Here is a 19,339-nt window from a genome sequence, read left to right as displayed (position 1 = left end):
ACTACGGCAGGGAGGCGCCCGTCTCGCGCAGACCGGCGAACAGGTCGTCCTCGGGGACGCTGGTCTCGACCTTGGAGTCGACGAGCTGGTAGTCCTCGGTCGGCCAGGCCTCGGCCTGGATCTCGTGCGGGATCGCGAACCAGAAGCCGTCGGGGTCGATCTGCGTCGCGTGCGCCAGCAGCGCCTGGTCACGTACGCCGAAGTAGTCCGCGCACTCGACGCGCGTCGTCAGCCGAGCCTCGTCCTCGGGCTTGCGCTCCCAGTCCTTGAAGCGCTCCTCGTAGGGGTTCTCGAGCCCGTGCGCCACCATCGCCTTGGCGATCGCGTCCATGCGCTTCCAGCTCCAGCCCAGGTGGTAGTAGAGCTTGGACACCTGCCACGGCTCGCCCGTCTCGGGGTAGCGCTCCGGATCCGCCGCCGCCTCGTAGGCGTAGACGCTGATCTCGTGGCACTTGATGTGGTCGGGGTGCGGGTAGCCGCCGTTCTCGTCGTACGTCGTCAGGACGTGCGGCTTGAACGAGCGGATCAGGCGTACGAGCGGCGCTGCGGCCTCCTCGATCGGCACCAGAGCGAAGCAGCCCTCGGGCAGCGGCGGCTTGGGGTCGCCCTCGGGCCAGCCGGAGTCGACGAAGCCGAGCCAGTCCTGCTTGACCCCGAGGATCTCGCGGGCCCGATCCATCTCCTCGCGGCGGATCTCGGTGATCAGCTCGGGGTTGTCGACGATGCCCGGATGCTCGAAGCCGGGGTTGAGGATCGAGCCCCGTTCGCCGCCCGTGCACGTGGCGACATGGACGTCGACGCCCTCGGCGACATACTTCGCCGTCGACGCCGCTCCCTTGCTCGACTCGTCGTCTGGGTGGGCGTGTACGTGCATGAGGCGCAGCTGGTCGACCACGGTTCTCCTTCGAAGGCTCGAGCAAAATCCTCGCACTGTCTGCAACATCATGCGCAGCCCGGGTTGTTCCATCCGCCATACTCGCGGAATGACAACCCCTGATGCCGTGATCGTGACCGGCGCCTCGACCGGGATCGGCGAGGCCATGGTCGCCAACTTCGCCACCAACGGCATCCGCGTGTTCGCCGCCGTACGCGACCTGTCCACGGTCGAGGCACACCCGCTCGTCACGCCTGTACGCCTCGACGTCACGTCGGCGCAGGAAGCGCTCGACGCCGCCGACGTCGTCCGCGATGCCCTGGGCACCGACACCCGGCTGCGCGGCATCGTCAACAACGCGGGCATCGCCGTCGGCGGCCCCTTGGAGTTCCTCGACCTCGACGACCTGCGCCGCCAGCTCGAGGTCAACGTCATCGGCCAGCTCGCCGTGACCCAGGCGTTCCTCCCGCTGCTGCGCCAGCACGGCAAGGGTCGCATCGTGTTCACCAGCTCCGTGGCCGGGCGCATGGCGGCCCCGTTCATCGGCCCCTACGCCGCCTCGAAGCACGCCCTCAACGGCATGGCCGAGTCGATGCGCCGTGAGCTCAAGCCGTGGGGCATCGGCGTCTCGGTGCTCTCCCCGGCGACGGTGTCGACCCCGATCTGGGACAAGGCCGGCGCCGACATCGACGAGGCCGAGGCAAAGCTCTCTCCGCAGGCGCTCGAGCTCTACGGCGATGCACTCACCGCAATGCGGTCGATCTCCAAGGACGCGCGTCACGGCGGCATCCCCGCGTCGAAGGTCGCCGAGGCGGCTCATCATGCGGTGTTCGCGCGCCGCGCCAAGGCCGAGTACCTCGTCGGCACCGAAGCCAAGATGATCGCTGCGGCGTCGAGCCTGCTGCCGTTCCGGACGTTCGACAAGGCCGTACGGAAGCAGATCCTCGGCTCCTGAGACAATGGCAGGCGTGACCGACCTCAGCTCCCGCTATGGCACCCGGACCCGACCCCGTTGGTTCTGGCCCGCCATCGCGGCGATCGGCATCGCGATCGGCATCTCGTTCGCCGCGTGGGTCGGCTTCCAGGACGAGCCGGTCAAGGGCCGTCTGTGGGGCTACGACGTCAAGAGCGACCACCTCGTGACGCTCAAGGTCGACGTCATCCGGCCCGATCCCCTGGCCGTACGCTGCACCGTCTACGCGCAGGCCGCCGACCACTCGATCGTCGGCGAGAAGACCGTCGACGTGTCCCGGGGCACCGCCGAGAAGACCCGCATCACGATCGATGTTCAGACCGAGCGACGAGCTGTCACCGGTGTGCTGAAGACGTGTGAACCCAAGACTTGAGTGCTAACGTTGGAGGTTCACCCCGGGCGTACGCCTGGGGTGCAGCACGTAAAGGAGCGCTCACATGACTCAGCCCACCGAGACCGACACCATCTGGGTGACCCAGGAGGCATACGCGCGTCTGCAGCAGGAGCTTGAGCACCTGAAGGGCGACGTGCGCGCCGACATCACGGCCAAGATCGCCGCTGCGCGCGACGAGGGCGACCTCAAGGAGAACGGCGGCTATCACGCCGCCCGCGAGGAGCAGGGCAAGACCGAGGCCCGCATCCGCCAGCTCGAGGACATGCTGCGCCGTGCCGAGGTCGGCGACAAGCCTGCCGACGACGGCCTGGTCGAGGCCGGCATGATCGTCACGATCCGCTTCAAGGGCGACACCGACACCGAGCAGTTCCTGCTCGGCTCGCGCGAGCTGCTCAGCATGGACTCCAGCGTCGACATCGACGTCTACTCGCCGACCTCGCCGCTCGGCGTGGCGATCCTCGGCAAGAAGCAGGGCGACGAGGCGACCTACGAGGCGCCCAACGGCAAGAACATCACCGTCGAGGTCGTCGACGCCAAGCCGTTCTGACCCTGAGCGTCGAGCGGTGACCTGGGTCGAACCCCGCTGTAGCAGCGGTGACCTGGGTCGAACCCGGGTGTTCCCGGTTTGACCTGGCTCACCGCTCCAGCAGGAGGCGAGGCTCAGACGAGCTCGTAGCCGAGCTCGACGAGGCGGTCGCGGATCTCCGAGCGGTGCTGCGGCCCGCGCGTCGCGACCTGGACGTCCACGTCCACCTGGCCGACGCCCAACGTCTCCGAGGCCCGGTCGTGGTTGACGTTGAGCACGTTGACCTGCATCTCCGCGAGGTCCGTCAGCAGCCGCATGAGCTCGCCGGGCCGGTCGGAGATGCGCGCCCGGAACAGCAGGAAACGCCCCGCGGCGGCCAAGCCGTGCCGGATCACGTCGAGCAGCACCAGCGCGTCGATGTTGCCACCGGACAGCACCGCGACGACGGGCCCGTCGAACGCGTCCGGCTGCTCGAGGATCGCCGCGACCGCAGCGGCACCGGCCGGCTCGACCAGCAGCTTGGCGCGCTCGAGCAGCGAGATCAGCGCGCTGCTCATGGACTCCTCGCTGACGGTCAACACCTCGTCGCACAGCGACTCGAGGATCGCGTACGGGATGTCGCCCGGCATCGCCACCGAGATGCCGTCGGCCATCGTGATGCCCATCGGTGACGTGACCGGCTTGCCGGCCGCGAGCGAGGCGGGATAGGCGGCGGCGTCCTTGGCCTGCACCCCGATGACGCGCAGGTCGGGCCGCTCCGTGCGCAGCAGCGCGACGCCGGCGGCGAGCCCTCCCCCGCCGAGCGGCACCAGGATCGTCTTGACGTCGGGGCACTGCTCGAGGATCTCCAGACCGAGCGTGCCCTGCCCCGCGATGATGTCCTCGTGGTCGAACGGATGGATCAGCACGGCCCCCGTACGCTCCGCGAACTCGCGCGCAGCCACCAGCGCCTCGGTCACGCCGGTGCCGTGGAAGTGGATGTCGGCGCCGTAGCCCTCCGTCGCCGCGACCTTGGGCAACGCCGCACCGACAGGCATGAAGATCGTCGCCTTGATGCCGAGCAGCGACGCCGCCAGTGCGACGCCCTGGGCGTGGTTGCCGGCGCTCGCCGCGACGACACCGCGGGCACGTTCGTCCTCGCTGAGCCGCGAGATGCGGACGTACGCGCCGCGGATCTTGAACGAGCCGGTGCGCTGGAGGTTCTCGGCCTTGAGGAACACCTGCGTCGACGTCCGTGAGCTGAGCCAGCGCGAGTGCGCCATGGGAGTCACCTCGGTGACCCCGTCGAGAAGCTTGCGGGCGGCCCTCACGTCATTCAGATCCACCTCACCAACGTAGTGGCTGCAGCTGTACGGCGGTACGTTCGGAGGCATGGTGAGCGATGACGACCTGAAGCACCTGCGACGCTGCGTCGAGCTGGCCGCCGAGGCCATCGAGGCGGGCGACGAGCCGTTCGGCTCGGTCCTGGTGGGTGGTGACGGCGCGGTGCTCGCCGAGGACCGCAACCGGGAGACGTCCGAGCGCGACCAGACGCAGCACCCGGAGTTCGCGCTCGCGCGTTGGGCGGCGACGCATCTCGACCCCGAGCAGCGGGCAGCTGCGACGGTCTACACGTCCGGCGAGCACTGCCCGATGTGCTCGGCGGCGCACGGGTGGGTCGGGCTCGGCCGGATCGTCTTCGCCAGCTCGTCCGCCCAGACCAGCGCCTGGCTCAGCGACCTCGGCGTCGGCCCGTCCCCCGTACGCGCCATCCCGATCCAGGACGTGGCACCCGGCGTCGTCGTCGAGGGCCCGGTGCCGGGCCTCGACGAGGAGGTCCACGCCCTGCACCGCCGCTTTCGTCTCGATCCCTGACCACGCTATTTGGTTGCATGTCACAACCTGTTATATGGTTGCGTCATGCAAACACAGCCCGCTGACGCCGCCACGACGGCCGAGGACGCCTTCATGCAGCTCATGCTGGCGATGGGCCGCCGATTCCGCTCGCGCATCGACGGCGACACGGTCGACCCGTCACAGGCCGCCCTGCTCTACACGCTGAAGTGCCGAGGCTCGATGCGTCTCGGCGACATCGCCGAGGCCATGCAGCTCGACGCCTCGACCGTCAGCCGGCACGTCCAGCAGCTCGGCGACCGCGGATTCATCGAGCGCGAGCCCGATCCGGTCGACGGCCGCGCCCGCATCATCGCCCTGTCCCACGCCGGCGCCGCGAGCCTCAAGAAGTCCTTCGACCAGCGCCGCGCCTTCCTCACCGCAGCGCTCGCCGACTGGGACGACGCCGACCGCGAACGCCTCCGCCACGACCTGACCCGCCTCACTGCCTCACTCGGAGCCACTTCATGACAGACACCACCCCTGACGTCGCCGCACCGACGTACTTCTCCCACCGCCAGATCCTGGTCATCCTCGGTGGGCTGATGACCGGCATGTTCCTCGCGTCGCTCGACCAGAGCATCGTCGGCACAGCCCTCCCCCGCATCACCTCCGACCTCAACGGTCTCGACAAGCTCAGCTGGGTCGTCACGGCGTACCTGCTCGCCTCGACCGCCTCGACCCCGTTGTGGGGCAAGATCTCCGACCTGTACGGCCGCCGGCTGATCTTCCAGATCGCGATCGTGACGTTCCTCGTCGGCTCCCTGCTGTGCGGGTTCTCCCGCAACATCGAGGAGCTCATCGGCTTCCGTGCGCTGCAGGGCATCGGCGGCGGCGGCCTGATGGCGCTCGCGTTCGCCACGATCGGCGACGTCATCCCGCCGCGTGAGCGCGGTCGCTACATGGGCTACATGGGTGCCGTGTTCGGCACGTCGAGTGTCGCCGGCCCGCTGCTCGGCGGCTGGCTCGCCGACGGGCCGGGCTGGGAGTGGATCTTCTGGCTCAACGTCCCGATCGGCATCGTCGCGCTGGTCGTCACGTCGTACGCCCTCAAGCTTCCCCACACCCGTCGCGAGCACGTCATCGACTGGTTCGGCGCCGGAGTCCTGGTCGCCGGGGTCTCCTCGATGCTGCTGTACGTCTCGTGGGCCGGCCCGGACCACGGCTGGAGCTCGAACCTCGGGCTCGCCCTCGTGGGCGCCGCGGTCGTGCTGACCGCCCTGTTCATCGTGATCGAGCTGCGCGCGAAGGAGCCGATCATCCCGATGGAGCTGTTCCGCGGCTCGATCTTCCGCACGACCAATGCGATGTCGATCGTGATGGGCATGTCGATGTTCGGCGCGATCATCTTCGTGCCGCTGTACCTCCAGATCGTCCTGGGCATGTCGCCGACCAGGTCGGGCCTCGGCATGCTGCCGATGGTGACCGGACTGTTCTGCACCTCGATCCCGTCGGGCAACTGGGTCACCAAGACCGGCCGCTACCGCCCGCTGCCGATCTCGAGCACCGTCGTCGTCTTCGGCGCCCTGCTGGTGCTGTCGACGGCGAACGCCGACAGCGGATACTGGCGCATCGGCCTCGGCATGTTCATCCTCGGCGCCGGACTCGGCCTGACGATGCAGCTGCTGACCGTGATCGTCCAGAACTCGGTCGACCCCCGCCACATGGGCATCGCGACCTCGACCATCACGTTCTTCCGGACCCTCGGCGGCGCGTTCGGCGCAGCGATCTTCGGCGCCGTGCTCAACACCAGGTTGACGCACCACCTCGCGGCGACGGTCGGCCGCGGCGGCGACGCCCCGAAGATCAACACCAACGACTCGCAGGCGATCCACGCGCTGCCCGAGCCGCTGCAGTCCAAGGTCATCGAGGCCTTCGCCAATTCTCTGCACGACGTCTTCATCGCCGCGCTGCCGATCGTCGCCATCGCGTTCGTGATCTCGCTGTTCATCAAGGAGATCCCGCTGCGCACGCGCGACACCCCGGTACCGGCCGAGGCGACGGAGATCTAGGGGCGGTCGCGGGCGGGGAGGTTGTCGACCACCAGGTCGTACGAGTCCTCGACGAGCTCCTCGACGAGGCCGGCCGGGAGCGCGCCGTCGACCTGCACGGTGATCCAGTGCTTCTTGTTCATGTGATAGCCACGGGCCACCGACTCGTACGTGTCGACGAGGCCCGTGACCTCCTCGGGCTCGGCCTTGAGCGTGACGTGCGTCGGTGACTCTGCGGCGGTGATCGCGAAGACCTTGCCGCCGACCTTGAACACCGCGGTCTCCTCGCCGAACGGGAACGTCAACGACGCGCCGGGCAGGGCCAGGCACACCGCATGGACGTCGGTCATGCGAGACCTGGCAACGGCTCGTTCTCGTCGTCAGGTGGCTCGTCGTCGAACTGCTCGGCGACCATCGCGAGGTGGCGCACGACACCGTTGAGGCAGGCCGCCAGCGGCACCGCGATGAGTGCGCCGACGACTCCGGCGACGACGACTCCGGCCGTGATTGCGAAGATGATCGCGAGCGGGTGCACCGCGACGAGGCGGCCCATGAGGAACGGCTGCAGCACGTGCGACTCGATCTGCTGGATCGCGATGACCACCAGCAGCATGAACAGCGCGGTCCACGGTCCCTGCGCCACCAGCGCGACCAGCACGGCGACCATGCCCGACAGCAGCGCACCGATGATCGGGATGAACGCCCCGAGGAAGACCAGCACGCCGATCGCAAAGGTCAACGGCACGCCGAGCGCCCAGGCGCCGAACGCGATGCCCATCGCGTCGGTCAAGGCGACGATGACCGTCGCGCGTACGAACGCCGTGAGCGACGCCCACGCCGTGTGGCCCGAGGAGTTGACCCGCTCACGTGCACCGCGGGGGAACAGCGCGACGACCCAGCTCCAGATGCGGTTGCCCTCGTAGAGGAAGAAGAACGTCGAGAACAACGCGATGAAGAACCCCGCGAACAGGTGGGTCAACGTCGTGCCGACCTCGCCGACGCGGGTGATCAGGGACGTGTCGCTGGACTGGATCGACTCCTTGGCGTTGTCGATCCAGGTCTGGATCTGGTCGTCGCTGAGCTTGAGCGGCCCGGTCTTGGCCCAGTCCTGGATCTTGGAGATGCCGTCGACGACGCTCGTACGCAGATCCGTGGCCTGGGTCGCGAGCTGCTGACCCACGATCGCGAGCATGCCGAAGAACGCGATGAGCAACGTGATGACGACGATGAACGTGGCGGCGATCCGCGGGACCCGGTGCGCCTCCAGCCAGTCGACCAGGTTGATCGTCAGCGCGGTGACGAGCACCGCGACCGCGAGCGGCACCGTGATCTCGGAGAAGTAGCGGAGGAAGAACACGCCCACCAGCACGGTCAGCGTGATCACCAGGATCCGCCAGGCCCACTGCGTGGCGATCTCGACCCCGATCGGCACCTGGTAGCGCTCCCTCACGACCCACACCTCATGCGCAGGAGCCTAGTGGTGTGTTGCCGTCGGAACCTCCCGGCGCTCCGGGGAGTTCAACTCGACGTGAAGAAGGTCCTGTCCGTCGTGCCGGTCGTCGTCGCGTTGACGGTGACGGCGTGCTCGTCGCCTGACCGCGTGCCCGAGCCGTCCTCCACCCCCTCGACCGCGACGCCGACGGTGACCGCGACCCCGAACCCGTACGCATCGCTGTCCGGCGCCGAGCTGGGTACGCGGCTCCTGGCGGCATCGGCGAAGGGCCGGGTCGCCGAGGTCAGCCAGCTGCTCGCGGCCGGCGCCGACCCGGAGGTCCGCGATGCGCGCCGACGTACGCCGCTCCTGCTCGCCGTGACGCACGACCGCGTCCGGGTCGCGCGCGCCCTTGTCACCGCAGGTGCCGACCCGGACGCCCTCGACGACCGGCACGACACCCCGTGGCTCGTCGCCGGCGTGACCGGCAGCGTCGCGATGGCGAAGGTCATCCTGACGGCGGAGCCGGACCTCACGATCCGCAACCGGTTCGGCGGTCTGTCGCACATCCCGGCGAGCGAGCGCGGGCATGCGGACTACGTGGCGTACGTGCTGGACCACACCGACATCGAGGTCGACCACGTCAACGACCTCGGCTGGACCGCCCTGCTCGAGGCCGTGATCCTCGGCAAGGGAACAAGACCGTGGCAGCGCATTGTTGAGTCATTGGTCGACCACGGTTCGGACGTGTCGATCGCCGATCGCGCCGGCGTGACTCCCTTGGAGCATGCACGGCGTCACGGCTTCGTCACGATCGCTCGAATCCTCGAGCGGGCGTGAATCCGTAGACTCGATTCGAGAGGTGGAACCATGATCTTCAGTCGCAGCAAGTCAGAGCTCCCGGGCGCCGAGAGCGCCCTCCCCGGCCGCGAGGGCCGTCCCTACCAGGTCGGCGGGACGCACCTCACGCTCGGCAACCCCGTCGAGACGCAGGCGCCCGAAGGATTCGGCGTCGCGGTCTTCGGCCTGGGCTGCTTCTGGGGCGAGGAGAAGACGTTCTGGGAGGTTCCCGGCGTCTGGTCGACCTCCGTCGGCTACGCCGGCGGCGTCACGCCCAACCCCACGTACGAAGAGGTCTGCACCGGTCGCACGGGGCACGCCGAGGTCGTGCGGGTCATCTTCGACCCGGCCAAGGTGACGTACGCGGACCTGCTCAAGGTGTTCTGGGAGAACCACGACCCGACACAGGGCATGCGGCAGGGCAACGACCGGGGCACGCAGTACCGCTCCGTCATCTTGACCACGACGCCCGAGCAGCAGGCCGAGGCCGAGGCGTCCCGCGAGGCCTACCAGGTGCGGATGACCGAGGCCGGCTACGGCGAGATCACCACGTCGATCCTGCCGCTCGAGACGTACTACTACGCCGAGGACTACCACCAGCAGTACCTGGTCAAGAACCCGTTCGGCTACTGCCCGCTGCACGCCACGGGCGTCTCGTACGCCTGAGGTTGGAGCGGTGACTCAGGTCGTACCCGCACCGTTGCGGTTCGACCTGACTCACCGCTTCGAACGAGGTCGCCGAATGCGCCCCGGAGCGGTGACTTAGGTCGTACCCGCACTGTTGCGGTTCGACCTGACTCACCGCCTTGAACGAGGTGGCCGGGTGCGCCCCGGAGCGGTGACTTAGGTCGTACCCGCACCGTTGCGGTTCGACCTGACTCACCGACGAACGGACCCGGGCGTGGCAAACTCGGCCAGCGGCTCAGAGCCGCCGATGCCGACCACCACTAGCCTGGGTCGTCACAGGGGTGTCCGGTCGACGCTGGGTGTCTCTGCCGAGCAGTGGACTGGCGCCCTTCATCGTTAGCGAACCGCTCCCGCGCCCTCAGCCTCCTACTGGGTCCAGGCCGGGCGCGCCTGACGGGGAGTAGACCAGCACCGGGTAGTGCACGCCCTTGCACTGGACCTGACCGACCGGCTCGCAGGCGATCCGGTCCTTGACGAGGTGCCAGCTGTGGTCGCTCAGCAGGATCCGGCCGGGCTCGCACTGTGCCTGGAGACGGGCCGCGATGTTGGTGTGCAGGCCGATCGCGGTGTACGTCATCCGCCCTTCGGAGCCGAAGCTGCCGACGCTCAGGACGCCGGTGTCGATGCCGATCCGCATCCGCATCGGGTCGGTGACACCGAGCCGCTGCCACTGTCCGTTGAGGGATGGGAGCCCGTTCTGCATCGCCTGCGCCGCCCGCACCGCGCTGGCCGCCTGCTCCTCGACATCCATCGCGTCGGGTGCCCCGAACAGGGCCATCAGGCCGTCACCAGCGAACTCGTTCACCAGACCGCCGTGCTCGTCGACGAGCTGACTCATGGTCGTCATGTAGTCGTTGACCACCTGCGTCAGGATCTCGGCCTCGACCCGGTCCGCGAGATCGGTGAACCCGACCAGGTCGGCGAACAGGACGGTGACCCGTCGACGCGTGGGCACGTCGATGCCGACCGTGTCGCCGCTGACGATGTGCTCGAACACGGCGCGGGGCACGTAGCGGCGGATGGTCTCCCGGCTGTGGCGCAGCTCCTGCTGCTGCGCGTCGATGATCTGGTCCTTGCAGAACGCCCGCCGCTCGACGATCTCGATGACGACGCAGACCATGAGGCATCCGAGGTACGCGATCCACTCCGCCGCGGCCAGGGAGGCGGCCTCGACGCCGTTGAGCTCCCCGCCGTTGTAGTTCTGGAGCAGCTGGTACGACCCGAATGCCGCGTAGGGGGTCACGGCAGCCATGGCCACGCCGGGCGGGATGCGGAAGATGCCGTAGCCGAAGAACATCACGACGAGCAGGCCAGCGATCATGACTCCCGCGCGCGTCTGCACCACCTCGCCGGTGAGCGCGACCTCCGACGTCAGCCAGACGACCAGGAAGCCCGCCAGGCAGTTGGCTGCGGCGGCCAGCGGCATCACGGTGCGGCGCAGCGTGGGCGGCACGGTCAGCCCGGTGAGCACGACGAGCAGGACGATCCAGCCGACCACCCACCCCGCTGCGCGGTGTGCGGCGTGCGGATCCAGGACGATCATGGCGATGAGCAGCAGGATCCAGCTCGGCGCCGAACCGATGTAGCCGATCCGCACGAACGGCGTGACGGTGTCGATGCGCCAACGCCGATAGGCGCGCTCGGTGTCGCGGCTCTCGAAACGCAGGCCTCCGAGGAGCAACGCGTGGGCGGGATCGCGTGTCCGGGTCATGCCGTCCCCTGCTCGGTTGCCCCGAAAAGGTCACGGGCTTCCTTGGCCGCCATTCGCTGGCCAGGGTGTCGCCCGCGCTCCTTCCCACCTCCATGAAAGCAGCGAATCGGCGATACGTCATGCCCCACGGACAACTTTGCTCGGCGAACACCCCGTCTCCGTTGCTGGTCAGAAGTCGCCTACGGGAGAGTGACCCGCTCCATCTCGCCGGAGCTTCCCCGATAGACCAGCGACGCCTCCCCTCGTCCATCGATGGTGAATCCTTCGCGGTCGAAGGCGCCGGTGTCCGCAGTTTCCAGATTCCGACCGGTGCGGCGATAGAGACGACCCTGCTTCTCGTACAGGTCCAGATAGGTCTGGTCGGTCGCCATGAGGAACCCGAGGTTCGACGTCAGCAGGTACTCACGGCCTTCGACGGTGAATCTGTGCGTGTCAGGCTCGGCGCCATACGCAAGGCTCGTGACCAGCAAGGCGATGCCCGCGCACGGTAGGGCAGGAATCCACAACGCCACGGCGAGGAGGTCACCCCACCACTTCCCGCGTCGCAGGCACAGGATCGTCACCGGCATGACAACGGCCAGACCAAGAGCAAGGAATGCCGAGGCGACGAGGAGCACCATCACCTTGCCCGACTGGAACGGGCCCAGCATCAGGATCGTGTTGTCGGGAGCAAGCCCCGAGAGCACCACCGCGCATCCGCCGAGAACCACCGCCGCGATTCCGAACGCCGCCGCCCAACAACGTGGCCGAGACTGACGCGGTGACCACTCCAGCAGTCGCATCAGTTGTTGGTCTGGCCGGGGCAGACCGGGTCCTGGCGCCACTCCCCCGCGTGATCGGCGATCGCGGAGCGGGCCCGGGAGCGGCCGAGGTTCCACTCGAGCCAGTCGTCGTGCGTACGACCGTCGAGCGACACCGCACACTCGACGAGGTCCGGCGGCAGCGTCGCCAGCACGGGGAGCGCGTCGTCGGACAGCGATCGGAGGTACGTCCAGTCGACCTTGCCGCTGGTCTCGTAGCGATCGATGTTGTGCCGCGCGACCCACGCGTCGGGGTTGATCGCGGCGAGGCCGAGCAGCAGCGCGACACCGCTGAACAGTGCGAACCGCGGCAGCCACACCGCCCGCAGGGCCACGCCGCCGGCGAGCGTGCCAAGCACGAGGACGCCGAGCCAGCCCTCGAAGACATCGACGAGGAGCCGCAACCCGGTGAACCCGTACGCCTCCTGATAGACGTGCATCCGATAGAGCGCCGACGCCACCACGACCAGCGTCAACACGCAGAGCACGCCGAGCGAACCACGGATCCACGCCCGGTCCGACGGCGTCTCCCGCGGCGCCTTGCGCGACGCCGCCCAGACGACGAGGAGCGTGAGCGCGGTGGCGACGGTGAGCTGCCCGAAGCCCTGGTGGACGTACTCCGCATAGGTCAGCCCGGTCGTACGCCTGAGGTAGTCGTGACCGCCGAAGATCACCGCGGCCTGGGCGACGAGGAACACCGCGAACACCGCATCGACGACCAGCACCGGTGCGAGCCACTCGAAGCGATGCGCCACCGGGCGGGGTGCCCGCTCGGCGCGGTTGACCTCGGGCGGGTTGAGCCCGAGGTACGCCCCGGCGAGCACGACCCCGCCGACGAAGAACGCGACGAAGGCGCGCAGCGCGAACTCGGCCGAACCGACGTTGGGCACCACGGCGCCGACCCACTCGGCGAACAAGGCGTCGGCCGAGGCGAAGAGCAGGGCGAATACCGTGACGCCGACGATCGAGAGCACCGCCGTGCGTACCAGGGCCGCGCCGCCACCCATGCCGGTGATCCGCCGGAGCGTACGCCCCAGCCACGGCATGCCACGCAGGCCGGCGAGCGGCCACGCGATCCCGGCGAGCACGAACGACAGGACGTTGCGGCCACGCACCAGGCCGATGAGGCAGAGGCCCGCCCCGGCGAGCAGGCACAGCATGACGATCCACTCCGCGTCCCGGAGCAGCACGACGATCGACAGCAATCCGCAGAGCCCGGCGCAGGTCAGGGTGAACGGGTCGCGCCGGTGGCGGCTCGTGCCCAGCAGCAGCGCACCAGCGGCGAGCAGGACCAGGAAGACGCCGAGCCCGTGATCGCGGAACGGGATGACGGCTCCCGCGAGCACGCCGACCCCGAGCGCGCCGAGCAGCACCCGTACGTCGCCGGGCACGCCGTCGTCGGGCCAGAAGGCGCCGAACGTGCTGTCCGTCAGTGAGGGAAGCGGCTCGTACGACGGCAGCGGGGCCGTCGTCGGTGCAGCGGTCGACTCGGTCATCGGGCTCTCCTTCGTACGGGTGGGGGTGGGGTTGAGCGGGAGGTCGGCCAGGACGCGTGCCCCCGACTCACCGGGCTCCGGGTTGGCAAAACCGATCGACCCGCCGTGCAGGTCGGTGACCCAGCGGGCGATCGCCAGGCCCAGACCGGTCCCGCCGCCCCCGTCGACGTCCGACAGCGTGCCGAACCTCTCGAAGGCGCGATCGCGGTGCGCCGGGGCGACACCGGGGCCCTGGTCGGCGACGACGAGGTGCCAGTGGTCGCCGAAGACATCAGCGCGGACGGTCACGGTCCCGCCGGGCGGGCTGTGCCGCGAGGCGTTGTCGAGCAGGTTGGCGACGAGCTGCCGCAGCCGCGCCGGGTCACCCTGCGCCACGAGGTCGGGCGGGCTGACCTCCACGACGTACGTCACGTCGCGGCCGCTGATGCGCAGCTCCGCGACGGCGCCCTGCAGCAGCGGCGCCACGGCGACGTCTTGCAGGTCCAGGGGCGCCTTGCCCGCGTCGACGCGTGACAGGTCGAGCAGGTCGGTGACGAGCGCGGTCATCCGCTCGCCCTGGTCGAGAGCGGCGCGCAGCGTCTCGGGATCCGGGTCGGCGACGCCATCGGCGAGGTTCTCGAGCAGTGCGCAGAGCGCGGTCAGCGGCGTGCGGAGCTCGTGGCTGACGTTGGCGACCAGCTCACGGCGTTGCCGGTCGACACCCGCGAGCTCCTCCGTCATCCGGTTGAAGGCCCGCGCCAGCTCGCCGACCTCGTCCCGTGACGTCGCAGCGACGCGCACCGAGTGGTCCCCCGTCGCCATGCGCCTCGCTGCGACGGTCATCTCGCGCAGCGGCGAGGTCATCCCGACGGCGAGGAGCTGGGTGACGGCGAGCGCGAGGGCGATCGTGACGGGGATGCTGAGCCAGATCGGCACCCCTCCGGCCGAGCCGATCGTCCCCACGATCGAGGCGACGGTCACGCTCGCGGCGACCAGGAGACCGAGCTTGACCTTGACCGACCGGACCTGGTCGAGCGGACGTGTGCTCATCGATCGGTCCCGGGCTCGAGCGCGTAGCCGACGCCGTGCACCGTGCGGACGCGTTCGGCACCGATCTTGGCGCGCAACGCCTTGACATGGCTGTCGACCGTACGCGTGCCAGAGGCGTCGGACCAGCCCCACACCTCGGCGAGCAGGTGCTCGCGGGTCAGCACGACGCCGGGACTGGCGGCGAGGCACAGCAGCAGGTCGAACTCCGTGGGCGTCAGGTGGACCTCGTCGTCGCCGACCCAGACGCGTCGGGCGCCCGGGTCGACGCGCAGGTCGCCGAGATCAGCGAGACCCTCGCCCGCGAGCTCGACGGCGCGATCGACGCGGCGCAGCAGCGCAGCGACCCGTGCCACGAGCTCCCGCATCCGGAACGGCTTGGTGACGTAGTCGTCGGCGCCGACCGCCAGCCCGACGAGGATGTCGGCCTCGTCGTCGCGGGCGGTCAGCATCAGCACCGGCACGGGCCGCACGGCTTGGATGCGCCGGCAGACCTCGTGCCCGTCGAACCCCGGCAGCATGACGTCGAGCACCACGAGGTCCGGCTCGTGGGTGCCGAACGCCTCGACCGCACCGGGCCCGTCCCACGCACGGACGACGTCGTAGCCCTCCGCGACCAGTCGGTCGGTGACCGCTCCGTTGATGATGGGCTCGTCCTCGACGACGAGGATGCGGCGGGGTGCGGTCATGCCTTCAGCGTAGGAGCGCTGCTGGCCGGGAATCGGGGTCGACTCGTGAAGATCCTGTGCAGGTTGTCAGGGACGTACGGGCTGGTCAGCGCACCGGCAGGTCGTACTCCCGCCGCACGCTCGCGCCGTCGGCGCCCAGGTCGGCACCGTAGACGTGCAGCGAGATCGCCGTGACGTCGCCGGTGTTGTGCACGCGGTGGATGTCGCCGGGAGGCGCGAAACCGCTGGCCTCACCGGGACCGTTCGCCGCCCGCCCGATCTCCGTGAGGTGGTCACCGTGGTCGCGGTAGAGCGTCTCGTACTCGACACCCTGCAGCACGACGAACGCACACCAGGCGAGGTGGTCGTGGATCGCGGTGAGCTGACCCGGCTGCCACACGACAGCCTTGACGGAGAATGCCGACTCGGTGTGCAGCACGTGGCTGACCAGCTCGTCCGGGTCGCCGAGGCGCTCCCGGGCGGTGAGCAGCTCGACGCCGGGCGTGTGCTCCCGCAGGACGTCGGCCACCGCCAGCGCCGTACGCCGGGGGTCGAGGCCCCGGCTGGTCTGGTCCCGGATGCCGTCCAGGAGCTCGGGCAGGCCCACCCGGGCCGGCTGTGTCGGGTATGTCGTGGCGTTCATGACTTCAGGATGCGGCCGCTGATTCATCACGTCCAATGCCAATTCCGCTGCGAAAACATCGATAGAGTTGATGAATGCTCGACCTCAACCGCCTCCGCGTCCTCGCTGCGGTGGCTCGGCACGGCTCCGTGACGGCGGCCGCCGCCGAGCTGCACTACTCGCAGCCTTCGGTCAGCCATCACCTCGCGCGCCTGGAGGCCGAGACCGGAGCGCAGCTGTTCCAGCGGGCGGGCCGCGGCATCAAGCTGACGGAGGCCGGACTCGTCCTGGCCGAGCGGGCCACCGAGATCCTCGGCCGGGTGGAGTCGGCGTCGGCCGAGCTCGAGGCCCACGTCGGCCTCAGCGCCGGCCGGGTCCGGGTCGCGGTGTTCGGGTCGGCACTCGTCGCGCTGATGCCCGAGGCGTCCGCCGAGCTGGCGACACGCCATCCGGGCCTGCGGCTCGACCTCGTCGACACCCACCCGCCCGAGGCGATGGCGATGCTGCGTGCCGGAGAGGTCGATGTCGCCGTGGTGTTCCGCTACGACGAGACCGAGCCCGATCCTCCTGGCATCCGGCTGATGCACCTGCTGGACGATCCGACGTACCTCCTGACGACCGACCATCGCGACACCGTCGCCCAGCACCGGGACGGCCGCTGGGTCGCCGGTTGTGTCCGGTGCCGGGCCCACCTGGTCGAGCTGTGCAACCGCGAGGGGTTCGAGCCCGAGGTCGCCTTCACGACCGACGACATGGTCGGCATCCAAGCGCTCGTCGCCTCCGGCATGGGGGTCGCGACGATCCCCGGACTGGCCCTCCGCGGGCACCGCAACCCCGACGTCAACGCGTACGAGGTGCCGGGCGCGCCGCGGCACGTCTACGCAGCGACGTATGGCGAGCCGCCTGACCCGCCACCGACGGCCGCCCTCCTCGACGTACTGACATCACTCGTCTGAGGTCTCGTACGCGCCACGCATGCGCAGGTCGCGCCTCGGGTCGGCGACGGTGCAGCAGGCCGACATCCGCACCCGGCCGGTCAGCGCGCCGACGATCAGTAGCGCGAGGAAGCCGACGGCGAGCGCACCGATGACGTAGGGCATCGCGGGGTCCTCTCGGGCTGGTCCGCCAAGCCTAGCGCTGGGGACTGGTCTCGGGGCCGGTCGCGGGATGCGTGAACGGCTCGGAGCCGGGATCGGGCTCGCCGTCCGGCTCCGCCGGCGCCGGGGCGCCGGGATCGAGGCTCGGCTCGCCGTCCGGAGGCGTCGAGACCGGGTCGTCGGGAATCGTGGTCATGGAGCTCTCCTCTCCTCGCTCTTCGCGTACCCGCAACGAGGTCGCCCTACGCCGACCGGACATCGATGCGGCACGTGGGCCTCGGGGGCATGCGACGCAGCCCCGGTCGCTCGCCCACCACGGCGTACGAGAGCCCGGCGACGCGCGGGATCAGCGTTATCAGGACGGCGAGCGTGACGTCCTCGCCCGGGCAACGATGTCCACGGTTGCGGTCACCACCACCCTGCGGCACGAGGTTGAACGGCGTGACCGGAGTCTGCTGGAACCGCGTGGGATCGAACCTGAACGGGTCCGGCCAGATGCGCGGATCGTGGTCGGTGCCCCACAGGTCGAGCACCACCAGCGACCCGGCCGGGATCGGCTCGCCGGACCACTCGAGGTCCTCGGTCGCCCGGGCCGCCAGGAACGGAGCGACCGGATAGCAGCGCCGCACCTCCTGTGCGAGGTCGAGCGCCGAGATCGTGCCGGACGCCAGGTCCTCGCGCAGGTGCGGCCAGCTGTCGAACGCCAGCGCGACCCCGCTGAGCAGCCAGCTGATCGCGACGGTCGGGCGTACGAGATTGATGGCCTCGACGGCAGCCGTGTGCACGGGGAGCAGCTCGCCGCCGCCGTCGCGGAACAGCGCCACGGTCCCGATCGGCGCCTCGTGGGATCCCCCGTCACGGATGTCCTGGAGCACCCCCTCCATCCAGTGCTCGGTCCGACCGCGGGCCCGGTGTCCCCGCCAGTGTCGCGCGCCGGGTGACCCGAATCCATCCACCATCGCGAGCATGTCCGCCGCTCGGCCCGCTGCGTCCTCGGCATGGATCGGCAGACCGAGCCACGCGCCGACGGCGCCCAGCAGGATCGCGCTGGCCTCCTCGAACAGCTCTGTCTCGCCTCGCCACGTCGGCGCGCGTTCGTCCCACCGCCGGCCGACTTCGGCGGCGATCGCGCCCACGGCCTCGGCCGTCAACAGATCGGTGAACAGGCTCTTGCGGTGCACGTGCTGGTCCGCATCGAGCGTGTGGACGGCACCATGACCGAACAACGTCCCCACGATGGGAGCCGGCAGCGCCGACGACCGCTCCAGTCGCGGCTCCTCGTAGAAGAATCTCGCCGCGTCGCCGCCCCTGATGCACGTGGCCCGCTCGTGGAGCAGCCTCGCGCGTACGACGTCACTGCCTCGCTGGTCACGCAGGTTCTGCCAGAACTGATAGCCGTCGCGCAACAGCGCAAGCGACTTGTCGGGGCCGAAGGCCAGGGCCCTGGAGGCCAGTGCTGTCGAGGCTGCCATGCCCCAGATGGTTCCCCCCGGAGCCCGAGACATGCACCGGCCGACGGGTTATCCCGCCGGCTCCGCGGGTACGCCCGAGCTCAAGACCGACTCCAGGAGGACTCATGACCGTCCCACCAGAAGACCCGGACCTCGACATCCCCGAGGAGCCGGGCGATCCGGCCGACCTCGTCCCCGATGGCGATCGAGCCGCCCAGACCGAGAGCGCGTGGCCCGACGATGACGCACAGGGCATCGTCCCTGACGGCGAGCGCGTCGTCCCGGACCTCGACGACGACGTATGAACGCCTGCTAGCTTCGCCCGATGGGCTACACCCGCGAGGAGCTGCTCTCGTACGCCGGACGGACGATTCCGGACCTGGTCGGCGATGACCTCCGGCTCCTGTTCGTCGGCATCAACCCCGGCCTCGTGAGCGCCGCGACCGGGCTGCACTTCGCCCGCGCGGGCAACCGGTTCTATCCAGCACTTCGACTCGCCGGAATCCTGCCCGCCGACATCATGACGCCGCAGGAGGCCAGACCCGTGCTCCTGGATCGTGGCGTCGGGATCACCAACATCGTGGCACGCGCTTCGGCACGCGCCGACGAGCTCGATGCCGCCGAGTTGGTGGCGGGGCGCTCGCGCCTCGAGGCGTTCGTGGCCGAGCACCGCCCGAGTGTCGTCGCGATCGCCGGCATCACGTCGTACCGCGTCGCATTCGGCCGCAAGGCCGCCCGCGCCGGTCGGCAGGACGAGACGATCGGCGATGCGCAGCTGTGGGTCGTGCCGAACCCGAGCGGGCTCAACGCGCACGAGTCGGTGGACTCGCTCGCCGCGGCCTATCGGGAAGCGGCGTCGGCAGCCGGCGTGATCTGACC

The 19,339-nt window shown here is 69.6% G+C and carries 23 protein-coding genes; 11 read left to right on the top strand and 12 right to left on the bottom strand.

The genetic code is table 11. The annotated features are described in order from the left end of the window. Position 1: 1 nt before the first annotated feature. The gene (mca, locus tag ASC61_RS12300) at positions 2-895 is read right to left on the bottom strand and encodes a mycothiol conjugate amidase Mca (protein WP_056212290.1); all 894 of its coding nucleotides are present in this window, start codon (positions 893-895) and stop codon (positions 2-4) included. Positions 896-983: 88 nt separating this feature from the next. Between mca and ASC61_RS12295 the strand changes: the two genes are divergently transcribed. The 3 genes from ASC61_RS12295 to greA all read left to right on the top strand — a co-directional run bounded on the left by ASC61_RS12295 (position 984) and on the right by greA (position 2,788). Beyond that, positions 984-1,829 carry an SDR family oxidoreductase gene (locus ASC61_RS12295; RefSeq protein WP_162243673.1) on the top strand — a complete coding sequence of 282 codons (846 nt, stop codon included), beginning with the start codon at positions 984-986 and terminating at the stop codon, positions 1,827-1,829. A gap of 13 nt (positions 1,830-1,842) precedes the next feature. After that, the gene (locus ASC61_RS12290; RefSeq protein ID WP_162243672.1) at positions 1,843-2,220 is read left to right on the top strand and encodes a DUF4307 domain-containing protein; all 378 of its coding nucleotides are present in this window, start codon (positions 1,843-1,845) and stop codon (positions 2,218-2,220) included. 64 nt (positions 2,221-2,284) lie between these two features. Then, a complete protein-coding gene (gene greA / locus ASC61_RS12285) occupies positions 2,285-2,788 on the top strand; it encodes a transcription elongation factor GreA (protein WP_056212285.1) in 504 nt (167 codons plus the stop codon). A 113-nt stretch (positions 2,789-2,901) separates the two neighbouring features. On the opposite strand, the gene ilvA is transcribed toward greA, so the two are convergent. Next, positions 2,902-4,092 (bottom strand): threonine ammonia-lyase, encoded by a 1,191-nt coding sequence (gene ilvA / locus ASC61_RS12280; RefSeq protein WP_235503549.1) that lies wholly within the window; start codon positions 4,090-4,092, stop codon positions 2,902-2,904. 46 nt (positions 4,093-4,138) lie between these two features. Here ilvA and ASC61_RS12275 point away from each other — a divergent pair, with 46 nt between their 5' ends. The 3 genes from ASC61_RS12275 to ASC61_RS12265 are packed head-to-tail and all read left to right on the top strand — an operon-like array spanning position 4,139 to position 6,651. Next, a complete protein-coding gene (locus ASC61_RS12275) occupies positions 4,139-4,621 on the top strand; it encodes a nucleoside deaminase (RefSeq protein WP_056212281.1) in 483 nt (160 codons plus the stop codon). Positions 4,622-4,666: 45 nt separating this feature from the next. After that, complete coding sequence (locus ASC61_RS12270) at positions 4,667-5,110, top strand: MarR family winged helix-turn-helix transcriptional regulator (protein ID WP_056212279.1); 444 nt, start codon at positions 4,667-4,669, stop codon at positions 5,108-5,110. Continuing rightward, positions 5,107-6,651, top strand: coding sequence for an MDR family MFS transporter (locus ASC61_RS12265; RefSeq protein WP_056212276.1), 1,545 nt, complete (start codon positions 5,107-5,109; stop codon positions 6,649-6,651). Before ASC61_RS12270 ends, ASC61_RS12265 begins: the two co-directional genes overlap by 4 nt. Here ASC61_RS12265 and ASC61_RS12260 read toward each other — a convergent pair. Both ASC61_RS12260 and ASC61_RS12255 read right to left on the bottom strand, forming a co-directional pair. Further along, complete coding sequence (locus ASC61_RS12260) at positions 6,648-6,980, bottom strand: MmcQ/YjbR family DNA-binding protein (RefSeq protein WP_056212275.1); 333 nt, start codon at positions 6,978-6,980, stop codon at positions 6,648-6,650. The genes ASC61_RS12265 and ASC61_RS12260 overlap by 4 nt on opposite strands. Then, positions 6,977-8,080: an AI-2E family transporter gene (locus ASC61_RS12255; protein ID WP_082530845.1), complete on the bottom strand. Its 1,104-nt coding sequence runs from the start codon at positions 8,078-8,080 to the stop codon at positions 6,977-6,979. The genes ASC61_RS12260 and ASC61_RS12255 overlap by 4 nt, the downstream gene beginning before the upstream one ends. Positions 8,081-8,158: 78 nt before the next feature. Here ASC61_RS12255 and ASC61_RS12250 point away from each other — a divergent pair, with 78 nt between their 5' ends. Together ASC61_RS12250 and msrA are read left to right on the top strand one after the other, a co-directional pair. Beyond that, entirely contained in the window at positions 8,159-8,902 is a 744-nt protein-coding gene (locus ASC61_RS12250; protein ID WP_235503548.1) for an ankyrin repeat domain-containing protein, read from the top strand. 30 nt (positions 8,903-8,932) lie between these two features. Then, positions 8,933-9,568, top strand: coding sequence for a peptide-methionine (S)-S-oxide reductase MsrA (gene msrA, locus ASC61_RS12245; protein WP_056212271.1), 636 nt, complete (start codon positions 8,933-8,935; stop codon positions 9,566-9,568). Positions 9,569-9,947: 379 nt separating this feature from the next. Here the strand turns inward: msrA and ASC61_RS12240 are convergent, their stop codons facing one another. From ASC61_RS12240 to ASC61_RS12220, 5 genes are all read right to left on the bottom strand, one after another. Beyond that, entirely contained in the window at positions 9,948-11,300 is a 1,353-nt protein-coding gene (locus ASC61_RS12240; protein WP_056212269.1) for an adenylate/guanylate cyclase domain-containing protein, read from the bottom strand. Between the two features lie 179 nt (positions 11,301-11,479). Next, positions 11,480-12,082 carry a hypothetical protein gene (locus ASC61_RS12235; RefSeq protein WP_157439479.1) on the bottom strand — a complete coding sequence of 201 codons (603 nt, stop codon included), beginning with the start codon at positions 12,080-12,082 and terminating at the stop codon, positions 11,480-11,482. Continuing rightward, positions 12,082-14,625: a DUF4153 domain-containing protein gene (locus tag ASC61_RS12230; RefSeq protein ID WP_056212266.1), complete on the bottom strand. Its 2,544-nt coding sequence runs from the start codon at positions 14,623-14,625 to the stop codon at positions 12,082-12,084. Before ASC61_RS12230 ends, ASC61_RS12235 begins: the two co-directional genes overlap by 1 nt. Further along, positions 14,622-15,311, bottom strand: a complete 690-nt coding sequence (locus tag ASC61_RS12225) for a response regulator transcription factor (protein WP_056212263.1) — start codon at positions 15,309-15,311, stop codon at positions 14,622-14,624. Before ASC61_RS12225 ends, ASC61_RS12230 begins: the two co-directional genes overlap by 4 nt. A gap of 85 nt (positions 15,312-15,396) precedes the next feature. Further along, positions 15,397-15,933, bottom strand: coding sequence for a cysteine dioxygenase family protein (locus tag ASC61_RS12220; protein ID WP_056212261.1), 537 nt, complete (start codon positions 15,931-15,933; stop codon positions 15,397-15,399). Between the two features lie 74 nt (positions 15,934-16,007). Between ASC61_RS12220 and ASC61_RS12215 the strand changes: the two genes are divergently transcribed. Continuing rightward, positions 16,008-16,868: a LysR family transcriptional regulator gene (locus tag ASC61_RS12215; protein WP_056212259.1), complete on the top strand. Its 861-nt coding sequence runs from the start codon at positions 16,008-16,010 to the stop codon at positions 16,866-16,868. On the opposite strand, the gene ASC61_RS19750 is transcribed toward ASC61_RS12215, so the two are convergent. From ASC61_RS19750 to ASC61_RS12210, 3 genes are read right to left on the bottom strand one after another with little or no spacing between them, the layout of a single operon-like run. Beyond that, a complete protein-coding gene (locus ASC61_RS19750; RefSeq protein ID WP_157439478.1) occupies positions 16,857-17,012 on the bottom strand; it encodes a hypothetical protein in 156 nt (51 codons plus the stop codon). The two genes, ASC61_RS12215 and ASC61_RS19750, sit on opposite strands and share 12 nt — an antisense overlap. A 31-nt stretch (positions 17,013-17,043) precedes the next feature. Beyond that, positions 17,044-17,205: a hypothetical protein gene (locus ASC61_RS19745; protein ID WP_157439477.1), complete on the bottom strand. Its 162-nt coding sequence runs from the start codon at positions 17,203-17,205 to the stop codon at positions 17,044-17,046. A gap of 46 nt (positions 17,206-17,251) precedes the next feature. Further along, positions 17,252-18,481, bottom strand: a complete 1,230-nt coding sequence (locus ASC61_RS12210; RefSeq protein ID WP_056212258.1) for a cytochrome P450 — start codon at positions 18,479-18,481, stop codon at positions 17,252-17,254. Between the two features lie 104 nt (positions 18,482-18,585). Between ASC61_RS12210 and ASC61_RS12205 the strand changes: the two genes are divergently transcribed. Further along, the gene (locus tag ASC61_RS12205) at positions 18,586-18,765 is read left to right on the top strand and encodes a hypothetical protein (RefSeq protein ID WP_056212255.1); all 180 of its coding nucleotides are present in this window, start codon (positions 18,586-18,588) and stop codon (positions 18,763-18,765) included. Between the two features lie 20 nt (positions 18,766-18,785). Beyond that, a complete protein-coding gene (locus ASC61_RS12200; protein WP_056212253.1) occupies positions 18,786-19,337 on the top strand; it encodes a mismatch-specific DNA-glycosylase in 552 nt (183 codons plus the stop codon). The last annotated feature ends 2 nt before the right edge of the window (positions 19,338-19,339 follow it).

The organism is Aeromicrobium sp. Root344, from assembly GCF_001425755.1.
In the GTDB taxonomy this organism is placed as follows: Bacteria; Actinomycetota; Actinomycetes; order Propionibacteriales; family Nocardioidaceae; genus Aeromicrobium.
The sequence above is the reverse complement of the archived record's forward strand: the minus strand, read 5'-3'. Positions and strand labels throughout refer to the sequence as shown.

Excerpts from the sequence above, each read along its gene's own strand:
- ASC61_RS12295 (WP_162243673.1), top strand. The coding sequence starts at position 984 with ATGACAACCCCTGATGCCGTGATCGTGACCGGCGCCTCGACCGGGATC.
- greA (WP_056212285.1), top strand. The coding sequence starts at position 2,285 with ATGACTCAGCCCACCGAGACCGACACCATCTGGGTGACCCAGGAGGCA.
- ASC61_RS12275 (WP_056212281.1), top strand. The coding sequence starts at position 4,139 with ATGGTGAGCGATGACGACCTGAAGCACCTGCGACGCTGCGTCGAGCTG.
- ASC61_RS12270 (WP_056212279.1), top strand. The coding sequence starts at position 4,667 with ATGCAAACACAGCCCGCTGACGCCGCCACGACGGCCGAGGACGCCTTC.
- ASC61_RS12265 (WP_056212276.1), top strand. The coding sequence starts at position 5,107 with ATGACAGACACCACCCCTGACGTCGCCGCACCGACGTACTTCTCCCAC.
- ASC61_RS12260 (WP_056212275.1), bottom strand. The coding sequence starts at position 6,980 with ATGACCGACGTCCATGCGGTGTGCCTGGCCCTGCCCGGCGCGTCGTTG.
- msrA (WP_056212271.1), top strand. The coding sequence starts at position 8,933 with ATGATCTTCAGTCGCAGCAAGTCAGAGCTCCCGGGCGCCGAGAGCGCC.
- ASC61_RS12240 (WP_056212269.1), bottom strand. The coding sequence starts at position 11,300 with ATGACCCGGACACGCGATCCCGCCCACGCGTTGCTCCTCGGAGGCCTG.
- ASC61_RS12235 (WP_157439479.1), bottom strand. The coding sequence starts at position 12,082 with ATGCGACTGCTGGAGTGGTCACCGCGTCAGTCTCGGCCACGTTGTTGG.
- ASC61_RS12230 (WP_056212266.1), bottom strand. The coding sequence starts at position 14,625 with ATGAGCACACGTCCGCTCGACCAGGTCCGGTCGGTCAAGGTCAAGCTC.
- ASC61_RS12225 (WP_056212263.1), bottom strand. The coding sequence starts at position 15,311 with ATGACCGCACCCCGCCGCATCCTCGTCGTCGAGGACGAGCCCATCATC.
- ASC61_RS12220 (WP_056212261.1), bottom strand. The coding sequence starts at position 15,933 with ATGAACGCCACGACATACCCGACACAGCCGGCCCGGGTGGGCCTGCCC.
- ASC61_RS12215 (WP_056212259.1), top strand. The coding sequence starts at position 16,008 with ATGCTCGACCTCAACCGCCTCCGCGTCCTCGCTGCGGTGGCTCGGCAC.
- ASC61_RS19750 (WP_157439478.1), bottom strand. The coding sequence starts at position 17,012 with ATGCCCTACGTCATCGGTGCGCTCGCCGTCGGCTTCCTCGCGCTACTG.
- ASC61_RS19745 (WP_157439477.1), bottom strand. The coding sequence starts at position 17,205 with ATGACCACGATTCCCGACGACCCGGTCTCGACGCCTCCGGACGGCGAG.
- ASC61_RS12210 (WP_056212258.1), bottom strand. The coding sequence starts at position 18,481 with ATGGCAGCCTCGACAGCACTGGCCTCCAGGGCCCTGGCCTTCGGCCCC.
- ASC61_RS12205 (WP_056212255.1), top strand. The coding sequence starts at position 18,586 with ATGACCGTCCCACCAGAAGACCCGGACCTCGACATCCCCGAGGAGCCG.
- ASC61_RS12200 (WP_056212253.1), top strand. The coding sequence starts at position 18,786 with ATGGGCTACACCCGCGAGGAGCTGCTCTCGTACGCCGGACGGACGATT.